The organism is Pectobacterium versatile (assembly GCF_020166435.1).
In the GTDB taxonomy this organism is placed as follows: Bacteria; Pseudomonadota; Gammaproteobacteria; order Enterobacterales; family Enterobacteriaceae; genus Pectobacterium; species Pectobacterium versatile.
Genome location: NZ_JAINZP010000002.1, coordinates 189,814 through 202,612, shown reverse-complemented (window position 1 = coordinate 202,612; position 12,799 = coordinate 189,814). Strand labels below are relative to the sequence as shown.

The 12,799-nt window shown below is 45.5% G+C and carries 8 protein-coding genes; 6 read left to right on the top strand and 2 right to left on the bottom strand.

What is annotated here, in order from left to right:
* The first annotated feature begins 154 nt into the window (after positions 1-154).
* Positions 155-991 carry an SDR family oxidoreductase gene (locus tag K7X24_RS03740; RefSeq protein ID WP_224553071.1) on the top strand — a complete coding sequence of 279 codons (837 nt, stop codon included), beginning with the start codon at positions 155-157 and terminating at the stop codon, positions 989-991.
* A 102-nt stretch (positions 992-1,093) separates the two neighbouring features.
* Here K7X24_RS03740 and K7X24_RS03735 read toward each other — a convergent pair whose 3' ends face one another.
* The gene (locus tag K7X24_RS03735) at positions 1,094-3,046 is read right to left on the bottom strand and encodes a methyl-accepting chemotaxis protein (RefSeq protein ID WP_224553069.1); all 1,953 of its coding nucleotides are present in this window, start codon (positions 3,044-3,046) and stop codon (positions 1,094-1,096) included.
* Between the two features lie 969 nt (positions 3,047-4,015).
* Between K7X24_RS03735 and K7X24_RS03730 the strand changes: the two genes are divergently transcribed.
* From K7X24_RS03730 to K7X24_RS03715, 4 genes are all read left to right on the top strand, one after another.
* The gene (locus tag K7X24_RS03730) at positions 4,016-6,643 is read left to right on the top strand and encodes a hypothetical protein (RefSeq protein ID WP_224553067.1); all 2,628 of its coding nucleotides are present in this window, start codon (positions 4,016-4,018) and stop codon (positions 6,641-6,643) included.
* Positions 6,644-7,038: 395 nt separating this feature from the next.
* Positions 7,039-7,794, top strand: a complete 756-nt coding sequence (locus tag K7X24_RS03725; protein ID WP_224553065.1) for a flagellar brake protein — start codon at positions 7,039-7,041, stop codon at positions 7,792-7,794.
* 400 nt (positions 7,795-8,194) lie between these two features.
* Entirely contained in the window at positions 8,195-8,416 is a 222-nt protein-coding gene (locus K7X24_RS03720; protein ID WP_010305272.1) for a hypothetical protein, read from the top strand.
* A complete protein-coding gene (locus K7X24_RS03715; protein WP_224553063.1) occupies positions 8,406-9,776 on the top strand; it encodes an APC family permease in 1,371 nt (456 codons plus the stop codon). Before K7X24_RS03720 ends, K7X24_RS03715 begins: the two co-directional genes overlap by 11 nt.
* A 325-nt stretch (positions 9,777-10,101) precedes the next feature.
* On the opposite strand, the gene sbcB is transcribed toward K7X24_RS03715, so the two are convergent.
* On the bottom strand, positions 10,102-11,529 hold the full coding sequence (gene sbcB, locus K7X24_RS03710; protein ID WP_224553061.1) for an exodeoxyribonuclease I: 1,428 nt from the start codon (positions 11,527-11,529) through the stop codon (positions 10,102-10,104).
* Positions 11,530-11,832: 303 nt separating this feature from the next.
* On the opposite strand from sbcB, the gene K7X24_RS03705 reads away from it, so the two are divergent.
* The gene (locus K7X24_RS03705; RefSeq protein WP_411961334.1) at positions 11,833-12,777 is read left to right on the top strand and encodes a siderophore ABC transporter substrate-binding protein; all 945 of its coding nucleotides are present in this window, start codon (positions 11,833-11,835) and stop codon (positions 12,775-12,777) included.
* Positions 12,778-12,799 lie beyond the last annotated feature (22 nt).

Here is a 12,799-nt window from a genome sequence, read left to right as displayed (position 1 = left end):
TACTTCAAGTTGCATGTGCGTTGGCTGCGTTCAGTCACCCGAATCACTTACTTGAGTAAGCTCATCGGGATGCATTCTCTTGCCGCCTGCCTGAAACTCGAATTATGTAGAGTATAGTGTTAATTAACAGGCTCCTTGCAGGGGAGAACGGCTGATGAAAAAAGTATCGATTGTGGGATTGGGCTGGTTGGGTATGCCGCTAGCTCTGGCGCTGAATGGGCACGGCTACCACGTGACAGGGACGAAAACCACTCAGGATGGCGTGGAAGCCGCGCGAATGAGCGGCATTGAGTGCTATCAACTGGCGCTGACACCTGAATTGGAATGCGACGCAGACGAGCTTAGCGCATTACTACAGGTTGACGTATTGATCGTGACCTTGCCCGCTAGCCGAACAGCGGAAGGGGGTGACGGGTATGCGCAAGCGGTACAGCAACTGGTGAATATGGCACGCGTTTTTCATGTCCCGCGTGTTATTTTCACCAGTTCAACCTCGGTTTATGGCGACAGCAGCGGCACGGCAAAAGAAAACTCGCCGCTACAGCCGACGACGATAGCAGGGAAAACGCTGGTGTCCCTCGAACAGTGGTTGCAGCATCTACCTGATACCTCCGTGGATATCTTGCGTCTTGCAGGGCTGGTCGGTGGTGAACGCCATCCTGGACGTTTCCTTGCGGGCAAAACCAATCTGCCGCGTGGTAATCATGGCGTGAATCTGGTACATCAGGAAGATGTGCTGGCGGCGATCCTGTTGCTGCTTAAGCTTCCGAACGGCGGGCATATCTATAATTTGTGTGCGCCAGAACATCCTGCCAGACAGGATTTTTACCCTGAACAGGCGCGCAGATTGCACCTGTCTCCGCCGCAGTTTGCGCCCGTAACCGACAGCGATCAGGGGAAGATTGTTGATGGGCAGCGAATCTGCCATGAACTCGGGTTTGAGTATCAGTACCCTAATCCCTCAATGATGCCGCTGAATGAAGGTTTGTAGCGCTAACGGCAATGCGTTCTGGCTTGTTTGCCACGATTTTTGATACCGCTATAGGGTTTCTGATACGCCCGGATGCACGTGATGCCATCCGGGCGTGAGTCGCTAAAACGACGTCCAGTCGCTTTCTGATGACACGGCTTTTTTGTCTGCCGTTGACACACGTTTTGGCAGCGCGTGGCGTGACGCAGAGGATGGTGCGCGTGAGCCTGCGCGGTTATCAGATTGGGACACGCGGAAGTGCTCGAGCAACTTCTCTAACAGCACAGCCTGTTCTTCCAGCGAGTTGGCGGAAATGGAGGATTCCATTACCAGCGAGGCGTTCTGCTGAGTGGTGGTGTCCAGTTCACTGATTGCCTGTGCGATTTGCCCAATTCCCCGGCTCTGTTCTTCAGAAGCAGATGAGATTTCCCCCATGATGTCATTCACGCGAGAAACGGAATCGACGATTTGCTCCATGGTTTCTCCGGCAACCGCCACAAGATGACTACCCGCATTGGTACGCTCGACGGACTCTGCGATCAGGGACTCGATGTCTTTGGCGGCCTGAGAACTGCGCTGCGATAAACTGCGTACTTCGCCTGCGACCACGGCAAAACCACGACCTTGTTCCCCGGCGCGTGCGGCTTCTACTGCGGCGTTCAGCGCCAGAATGTTGGTCTGGAAAGCAATGCTATTGATGACGGTGGTGATATCGGCAATTTTTTTGGAGCTGGCTGCGATGTTGTCCATGGTCGTCACAACCTGTTTCACGACTTCGCCGCCTTTCAGCGCATTCTTGGAGGCATCAGCAGCGATCTGGCTGGCATGTTTAGCATTATCGGCGTTGTTTTTCACCGTTGATGTCAGTTCTTCCATGCTGGCTGCGGTTTCAACGACGGCAGCCGACTGCTGTTCGGTGCGTGATGAAAGATCGCTATTGCCTGTGGCAATTTTACTTGCCGACTGGCTAACGCTACCGACGCTGTCCCGCACTTCGGAGATAACGTGGCGCAGCTGCTCATTCATTGTTCCCATGGCCATGGTGAGTCGGCCGAGTTCATCGTGACGATCGGTCTGAATTGTCGTCGTCAGGTCACCACTGGCAATACGTTCCGCCAGCGCCAGGTTATGGATGATAGGTCGGGTGATAATCCGGGTAATGTAGATCGAAATGATGATACCGATAATGACGGCAATGAGGCCGATAATCATGGTAATGGTGGCGGAGTTATAGGCCAGTTCATCGTTTTTCGCTTTGATGATGGCGGTCAGCGCATTAATGTCGGCGCTGCTTTTCGTTCCTGCTCTCATGACCAGTGTTTCTGCTTTTTTCAAGTCATCGAAAGCGGTGTAGTAGTCCGCATTAAGCTGTTGGTATTGCTTGATGTAATTGCGTAACGCGTCAGCCTGACCTTTCAGGTCAGAAGGTAAAATCGGTAAGGCCTGATAGGCTGATTCCGTCTCTGCATAACGAGTATTCAGCGCAGTTAATGTTTTCTCATCTTTTGTTGTTTGCAGCTCATAGCTCAGCTTTTGCACTTCACTCAATAAGAAAGCCAGTTTGCTAATCGCGTAATAAGCATCATTATCGGGGAATGCGCTGGTGTTATGAATGGTCTGAGCAACAGGTTCCAGCGTAGCTTGTGTATGCAATGCGTTGACTTTTTCCTGAATTCCAACCGCTTTTAGTGTTGCGGTGGACATTGCGGAAACAGATGCCTGAAATCCCTCTAAATTTTCTTTTAAATTGTTGATGTGACCTAATTCGTCAGTACTCCAGGCCAGGTTTTTTGCACTGTCTGTTAAATCTGTCGCACTCTTGACAAATTTTGCCAGAATATCTTTTGTTTTTTCATCCGGCGCGTAGAAGTATTTAACACGATTTATTTTTGCCTGAAAAACCTCAATGTTGACGCTATAAATAAGATTGGTTTTTTCATAAATATCTTTAATGTCTTTAAATCTTTTTGCGCTAAGTGTTGAGGCAATAATAACGAGTAATAAGATAATACCAAACCCAGCATACAGTTTATGTGCGATTTTTGTGTTACGAATTTGACTAGCAAAATGCTGCATTATAACTCTCCATGTGCGACTCTTTTTTTAGTAAAAACACTGTTCACGATTTTATTGCTAACCATTATTTATTCCATTGCCAACCACGACTCTACTGCTAACCACTATGAGTTATCGGGCTATGTTATCGCGATGTTAGTGCCAAATTGGGCGATAATAACGTTCTGTGATGAATGTCAATGTATATAGTGCAAATGCACAATTCTTTATGTCAATATCACCAAAAAAACGTAGCTTGATAATTATTTGATGTAAAACATAATTATGCAGTCGGGTTCTGCCCTGATTTCATAGGAAAATCATATTACGGCAGGGGGATGTGCAGCTAAAATCAATGTCACCGACATTTCATCGTGAAATCATGGAGGAAATGCATTCCAGAAAATTAGTATTAATTTTTATTATTTTAGCGTGAATGCTTGGGTGGTAACGTAAGGCATTATCTTGATAAAGTGTCCCACTTTTAATAATACATTTCATGATAGTCATTCTTGAAATTATTTACCGATAGATTGGATTAATCGCACGATAAATAGAGCTACTTAAATACTTGTCAAGTAATTAATTTGTGTTGGCTTAATGTCTACATCATTATTTTTATATAAAAATTGTGATTTTGATGCGTAGAATATCCATTTTCTGTGCATTTTAAATACATGAAAATGACTGGCTATTATATTAAAAATATCACCACAATGTTTTTTAATTATGATTTTTTGAGTTGTTTTGTTTTTTTAGTGACTTAATTTTGATCTAAGTCACGGTTATTAAATTAAATAAATAAAAAGTGTTGTTATTTTATATTTCATATATGGATTTCAGTTATCGAACTGATAATATAAGCATTCATTAAGAGTAGCACAGGTCACATATTTTTAAATAAGGATTTATCATGTTGTTTTTATATTGACTAAGTGTGGTTTTTTAGATTACTTATCATTCACATACTATTTTAAAAGTAGAGGTCGTATGATCAACGAAATATCTAATTCAGTGGGAAATTTTCGTTCTGAAGGTAATAATAACCTACATGAAAGCAACGAAGAGGGTACTAAATTTCAAGATAATATTTTTCAAATAAAAAACACCAACAATTCAATGTTACACAAAATTTTTAATTGCAAAAAACTAACTTGTAGTAATAAAATAAATTACCAAGAAGTAGGCGATGGGCAAGTAATTGATGCTAAGGGTTATGTATATTGCGGTGGAGTCAATGGATTCCCTAAAAATAATATTGGTATATCATTAAATGAGTTGGGAGAGCTGATTTTAATTAAAGGTAAAAGTTATGATCTCATTAAGGGATTATTAAAAAAATACAAATCAAAATATCTCATTCATATGGCGAAAATCACCGACTTTAACTGTAGTATTAAATTTAGCCATCTGTACGTGAATGCTAATGGTATGTTAATTGGTGATGAAAAAAATAGTGGGAAAAGCTATTCTATTAATGTTGTTAACATATCAACTGAAGGTGACATAAACGAACAACATATAAAAATATTTTTTGTAGAGTATAAAAAAAACGATGATGATGGTCTAAAATTTAAACTAGATGATGAAAATTTTATATCATTTCGCTTTAAAGAAAAATCTTTAATGTTGGAAACACTTCAATGTGCGGATAAAAAAAGTGATTACACAACGACGGACTACACGATTGAACTCCCCCTAAAAAGGGGATACTGTATTAAAAGTGTTAAAAGGATGATAAACGTTCTACAGATAGAAACACTCAAAGGTAATAAGACCAGAATATTTTATCTTAATCCTAAACATATTTCTCTACCTAACCTACATGCCAGACACCTCAGCCATAAGCCACCGCAAAATTTTTCATCGTATTTTGGTAGCGATCCGCATGAAAAATATCATGCCGGACAACCATTTTCTTCAGATCGGAAAGGAAATTTTAGCAGCAAATATATCCCTTTATTTTCTTCGACTGTTGATAATTTTAGATTTCATCTTAAGTCAGGGAAGGATAATATATATCAAGGAAATAAAAAGCGTGCTGCAATTGATTTTGCCAAAGGCATGGATCTAGGCATTGGAGGAATTATTACTACCTCGTCAGGGATAGCTAAAAATATTAAATTACGTCAATCTTGCCAAGATGTTAAAGATAAAGGTGCAATGTTAAATTATATGCAGGCGCGCACTAATTCTGTATCTGAAGTATTGACAGATACTTTAGGAAAAAGAGGCAAGCTGGATGTAGGGGATGCGCTAATCGAGATAACTAAAAATATTAAAATCCAAGATGAAATCTCTCTACAAAATATCGATCGAATATCAGGTTTTTTTGGCATTGCTGCTGGGGGGATACCATTTAGCCCAGGGTGGTTTGCTGGTGTGTTGGGCGAGTTTTCCAACACGCACCACCTCTTATTATCCAAGACAAAAGATGAACATCTTAGTATGGCATTTACGAATAAATCTAAGATCGGGATTACCGGCCTTACTGGTACTGGTCAGGGGTTAGAAAAAGCCTTTCTTAAGACAAGTGGTGCAGACTATATGACAATGTTACCTGCTGAAGCAAATATTATTCTGACTATACAGTGCGCTGATAGTGACAATTTTTCTTTTTCACTACCACCGGAAATTTTTGCGCAACAATTTAATGTTGAAAATAAAGATTCAGAACTAAATGAATTTATTGCTAATAACGCTGAATTGAAAAATTTAAAAGAAAAAGAGTTAGCCGTTACGCTCGAAGCGAAAAGTGAATTCAGGCTACAGTATGGGAGGATGATTAATGAAAATACTTACATGGTAATGCCACGAACGGCTCTGGGGGCAAGAGTGGCTATAAAGTTATTAAAATTTAATTCGACGAAGGAGTCTATTGTTAATAAAAATGGCAATCTCATCCAGAATAGCAACATCGGCATTGATGGATTAGTTCCTGAATTCGATATTTTCAGAGAAGCGAAAATCATGCCTATTCCGATGGCTAAAGGTGCTGAGCTTTGGTGTTTCCCCTTACCTTTGACTGAAGAATCTTTAGCGCTTAAATCTAATACCCCTATCTCTGGAATTAAAATTTTTAACAAAAAATCAGACAACAATACATCACCATTTCACGATGACACTGGAGAGTGTAAAATAACGGATGTTAAAGATAATTATCGTACCAATTGTCATTTTAGTGATTTTGAGAAAATCCCCTTGATAATGACCGAAAAAAAAGATGGTTCTATGAATAAACTTTATAAATTAGGGAGGGTTGGTGCACAATGTAATACTATGAATAAATTTATAATAGAAATGAATGAAATAAAAAGATCAATTCTCTCCCAAAAAAGAATGAGTTTAAATAAAAATTGCATAGCTAATATTATTTCTCATTATGAAGACATTACTTCTTTAACCGAAGAAAAAACCTATCGATTAAAAAAAATAGAAATACGGCGCATAGGTTCGTTTCATCATGTAAATGCAACTATGCCGCTTTCAATCATTAATTTCTCCAGTAAAAATGAAGTATTGTACAACGAATTTTTAGGTGAGATTGATTTTTTATATAAAAATGCTACTGATGCCGAACTTACCGAATTTAAAAAACGCCTAAAATTTCTTTATTAATGTAGAGCTCAGAAAGCGTCCCGTCCTGTCGACATCGTAGTGAATGGGTGATGTCGATAGGACGAAAGGGAAAGGTGGCTTTTTGCATTTGGTCTACTGTTACCACGATGGGTGCTGATCAGATGTAGGGGAGATACCGCTAGCGATTTTAATGCTGGATGCCAGAACGCACTGGCCATCCATTACCGATTTTTCTACTAATGCAGCCTATTTTGCTAAAGTTACTGGGCGTATTGCCGATACCGTTTCCACCAATCTATATCATGCGATTTCAGGCATTCCGCGTAGTCGCTTTCAATATGCAGTCAGGACGGTGGCACCGTGTTGGCACAAATGGAACTTGAAAGACGACGGAGAGGCGTGCATCAATATAAACCATTGACACAATGGTGGGGATGAAAGCGGTGAATGAAAATTTGAAAGAGCAGTTTGTTAAGCGCAACAAACTGGCCATCTGTGCAACGCTGCGCGAATTAAAGAAGAATGATACGTCTCTGATGGTTCATCATCCTCATGGACAGTTCATCAGTAAAATTCTTGACGTCGTACCCGATAACAACCTGTTTGTCTTCGATTTAGGCGGCATTGAGCGTGAAAATAACCGCGCACTGTATGCGGGAGCGCTGTCTTTTGTTGCTGAGCCTGCCGGTGCAAAAGTTGAATTTAATGCTGAAATTGCGAAGACGGTAACTTATGACGGACTGCCAGCCTTTAGCGCGCAGATTCCTGAACTGCTTTATCTTATCCAGCGTAGAACCTATTTCCGCATTAACACGCCGCTGTGGCCGCCGTTGACGTGCCGTGGCGAACTGCCGGATGAGAGTGTTTTCCAGTTCACTATCAAAGATCTCTCACTGGGTGGGTTGAGCCTGTATACCGATCGTGACACCACGGGGTTGTTGACTGACGGTGACATCATTAAGAGCGTGGAGATGGATCTTGCTGACCACGGTTTCTTCTGCGTGGATTTGCAGTTCGTCGGTCAGGCAATGGTGAAGATCGTCGATAACAAAGGCGACTTTAAGCTGACGCAGCGTTTGAGCTTCAAGTTCCCTTCACTGAACGCGGCGCAGGAACGCGATCTTCAGCAGGTGATTTTTGAGTTGGAAAGATTACAAAACGAAAAGAAAAAGCGGTTTCAAGAGTTGTAATTTTTAAGCACCACTTTTTGTTTGGGCTTCACACATAACAGCAACGTTTTTATAACGAGTATTAGCTTATTTATACCCATAATTCATGCGAAAAGCCAACGTATAGGCAGCACGAAGAAGGGTGGGGATAAATAAATGGTTTCCAACGTTCTCAGAGCCTTGTCAGATGAGATCGAGTGGTGCAGAATACGCGCCTTGCAAATAACCGACGTCTAATAGCGTCGGTTATTTTTTTACATTTATGCTCGTCAACCTTCTGGTTACAGGGGTATTGGTGTGGTTTCTTACCTTTCTCTGTGACTCAGGTTTGCTGGGTATAGGGTCTTCAACCAAAGAGGCCGGACAACGATCCGGATAGATAATTTTGTGTGTGCCTGTGAGCACAGTGAGGAAAGGAAAGATGGGGCAATTAACACGTTTCGCACCGGTGCCCGCCGGTTTGTGCTGCAAAGGTATTGGTTATGGCGCGACGCAGTCGCAAGTTATCTCTGGTGCTGTTACAGCCACCTCTTCTCATCGTGATTCAGGCGAATCCTGTATCCACTCCCTTATTTTTAGTGCGTTCGCCGACAACAGTGCTGCCTTTGCTGTGACTGACGGAGGTGTGCGCCATGTTGCTTGATTCTCAACTGCCTAATGCTGGCGCAAAACGTGCCCAGTTAAAAAGAACGCTCACGCTGTGGCCTGTCGTTATGATGGGGCTGGCGTACATGCAGCCGATGACCATTTTTGATACCTTCGGTATCGTGTCTGGCCTGACCGACGGTCATGTGGCGACTGCTTATGCGTTTGCGCTGATCGCCATTCTGTTCACGGCGCTGAGCTATGGCAAATTGGTAAAACGTTTCCCATCTGCGGGTTCTGCGTATACCTACGCGCAAAAAGCGATTAGCCCGCACGTCGGGTTTATGGTCGGTTGGTCGTCGCTGCTGGACTATCTGTTCATGCCGATGATCAACATCCTGCTGGCGAAAATCTATCTGGAAGCGATCTTCCCCGGCGTACCGTCATGGATTTTTGTGGCGGCGCTGGTCGGCTTGATGACGCTATTTAACCTGCGTGGCATCAGTCTGGTTGCTAACCTGAACTCCATTATCGTGGTGGTGCAGGTTGCGATCATGGCGGTATTCCTCGGTCTGGTGATTCACGGTGTTTATCTGGGCGAGGGTGCGGGTACGCTGACCAGTACGCGTCCGTTCTGGTCTGAGAATGCTCACGTCGTGCCGATGATTACCGGGGCGACTATTCTCTGCTTCTCATTCTTGGGTTTTGACGGCATCAGTTCTCTGTCGGAAGAAACGCAGGATGCAGGCCGAGTGATTCCAAAAGCCATCTTCCTGACGGCGCTGATTGGCGGCGTGATCTTTGTTGCCGTGGCGTACTTCCTGCAACTGTATTTCCCGGATATTTCGCGCTTTAAAGAGCCGGATGCGTCTCAACCGGAAATCATGCTGTATGTCGCGGGTAAATTCTTCCAGTCCGTTATTCTGGTGTTCTCCTGCGTCACGGTGCTGGCATCGGGTATGGCGGCACATGCAGGCGTGTCTCGCCTGATGTATGTGATGGGGCGTGATGGCGTATTCCCAGAGCGCTTCTTCGGCTATATCCACCCGAAATGGCGTACGCCGTCTTTGAACGTCTTGCTGGTTGGCGTCATTGCACTGTCTGCGGTGTCGTTCGATCTGGTGACGGCAACCGCGCTGATCAACTTCGGTGCGCTGGTGGCGTTTACGTTCGTGAACCTGTCGGTCATTTCACAGTTCTATATTCGTGAACGCCGTAATCGCACAGTGAAAGACACCATTAACTTCCTCGTGATGCCTGTGCTGGGCGCGTTGACGGTGGGTGCGCTGTGGGTGAATCTGGAAGCCAGTTCGATGACGCTGGGTCTGGTGTGGGCAACAATTGGATTGCTCTATCTGGCGTTTGTGACGCGCAGTTTCCGTCAACCAGTCCCGCAATGTAGCGAAGAACCGGTTTAAATAAACCGACGGCTTACATAAAAGAGAAAAGCGGAGCCAGTGCGCTCCGTTTCAGACTGTTGACAAACCTATTTTCTGAACGAGAACGGGAGTAACGGAATAGAAGAGTAAAGCGTTTGCGCCATGGACAAAAGCGTCAGGAACGCTTTTGAACGTCGCTTGCGACGGCCCTGAAAGGGTGAATCTCATGGATGAGATTCATATCTGCGCAATCCGAGCGTACAGGGATGTATTTACGGCGTCTTTACGATCTATCCGTTACTACCGCTCAACAGACTTTGTCAGCAACTTCCAGCGGAGCCAATGTGCTCCGCTTTTTTATGCTTTAGCCCACCAATTCCTGCGCATAGGCGTACAGCGCTTTTAGCTGTGCCATCTTCTCTTTATCGTCTTCATGCAACTGATACAGGCTGCTGAGTTCTGACAGATAGGACTGCAAGCGCTCCGGCGTAAATACTGCACGCCGATGCTGCAACCAACGCTGCTGTTCGCGGTCATCCAGCGTGCCGGGGAAATTGCGTGCACGGTAGCGGAAGAACAGCGGTTCCAGACGATTATCGGCAAACGTGAGATCCAACGCGGGAAGGTTCTGCGGGGCGGTCTCCTGAATAATCTTCATCGCCATGCGGTCGGCATCGCCAAAGAAGCCATCATAAAGCCGTAAATCGACATCATCAGAGGCGGCGAAAGCAGGAGCGTCGGCAAACAGTTCCACCACTTTTTCTCTGACGCTCGCGTTGTTACGCAGCACGGCTAGATTGTCTAAACAGCGTTGACGATCGATACCTAATCTTTCTGCGTCTTCTGGGCGTAAGGTATTGGCCGGCGCTAAGACCGGACATTTGTTGATGTGCACTAGCTTAAGTGGAACCGCGCTCTGATTGGCTTCCAGTGCATCCCGACGGGTGTATAACCGCTCACGCAATGCTTCGCTGTCCAGCTCCAGAAGCGGTGTCATATCGCCAGCCAAATCGCACATGATGACCGCATTACGGTTGTCCGGGTGCCAGGCGAGCGGCACAACCCAACTGGTGTTGCTCCTTGCCGCGCCAAACATGCCAGACACGTGAACGAGCGGCTTCATTTGCGGGATATCAATCAGCGCGGAAATTTTGTTTTTATTACGCAACGGGAACAGATAGTCAAACAGCTTGGGCTGAGCTTGCTTAAACAGTTTCGCCATAGCGATGGTGGCATAAACGTCTGACATTGCATCGTGCGCTTGCTCGTGCGCGATGCCGTTGGCTTTTGTCAGATGTTCAAGGCGAAAACTGGGCAGGCCGTCATCATTTTCCGGCCAGACGATACCTTCCGGCCGCAGGGCATAGCAGGCGCGTAACGCATCCAGCAAATCCCAACGGGAATTCCCGTTTTGCCAGCTGTAGGCATAAGGATCGTAGAAGTTACGATAGAAAATATTACGGCTGACTTCATCATCAAAGCGAATGTTGTTGTAGCCCATGATGCAGGTGCCGGGCACGCTGAATGCCTCGTGGATCTGACGGGCGAACTCCGCTTCATTGACGCCTTTTGCCAGCGCGACCTGCGGTGTAATGCCGGTGATCATCACCGCTTCTGGTTCCGGCAGGTAATCATCCGACGGACGGCAATAAATGACGAGCGGTTCACCGATAATATTGAAATCCATATCGGTACGGACACCCGCAAACTGCGCGGGGCGATCGCGCGCCGGATGCTTACCGAACGTCTCGTAGTCGTGTATGAAAAAAGTGGGTTGTGTTTTCTCGGCCATATATGCAGTTAGCTACGTGTGTGCGCTAAGCCTGAAATCAGGCAAAACAATCTGGAAAACAGCAAGGATACCATTGAATCGACTTTTCTGTGGCGCTTTCCTGATTTGCATCACTTCCCTGACTTACATCAATAGGAGGGTAGACATAATCGCTAGGCATGACTGTGTCCATTCGGTTACAATTTTCGTTTTAATGCGAATGATAATTAAATTCTTTATTGCCGCGTAGCGTCCGCTGCGGGGTAGCATTCGGCGACAAACAGCGAAATGGAGAACACACTTATGCGGTTAAATGCGGTGCGATTGAATGCAACGTTTGCAGTGAAGGCGACGTTATTGGCATCTATGTTTGTTCTGGCCGGCTGCGATCAGCAGGCATCGTCTTCAGAAGGAAGTCACACGGTCAGCATTGAGCATGCGCAGGGCACCACTCAGGTTCCACAGCCGCCGAAGAAAGTGATTGTGTTCGATCCTGCCTCATTGGATACGCTGGATGCACTGAAGGTCGACGGGATTGCCGGTGTACCGAAAAGCAGTACGCCGCTGCCTGCATTTTTATCAAAATACAACAGCGATACTTACCTGAATGCTGGGACGCTGTTTGAACCTGCCTATGAAGCGCTCAGCAGCGCTAAACCCGATCTGATTATTGCCGGTGGACGTACGCGCGATGCTTACGACAAGCTGAGCGGTATTGCACCGACGATCTCGATGGATGTGGATGAGCACCAGTTTATGACGAGCTTTATCCAGCGCATCGAGCAACTGGGCACCATCTTTGGCAAAGAAGATGAAGCGAAAAAACAGATTGATGATTTCAAGCAGCAGATCGCCCAAACGCGTGCCAAAACAGAAAACGCGGGCAATGCGCTGGTTCTGATGATTAGCGGCGGCAAGATGTCGGCCTACGGTCCTAAGTCGCGCTTTGGCTTCGTGTTTGATGAACTGGGCTTCAAACCAGCGACCGAATTCCCTGAATCTGGGCGTCATGGCAACGTGGTGACCTCAGAATTCTTACTGAGTGTGAATCCGGAATGGCTGTTCATCCTCGATCGTGACAGCGCGATTGGTCGCCCGGGCGGGGAATCGGCCCAGCAGGTGCTGGATAACCCGCTGATTCACAAAACCAACGCCTGGAAAAACAATCGCGTGATCTATCTGGATTCTGCATCGCTGTATATCGCTGGGGGGCTGCAAAGCTATAAAAACCTCGTGACTACCGTCAGCGACGCGTTAGATAAGCAATAACGGCAGGGTTACGGCAGAATCA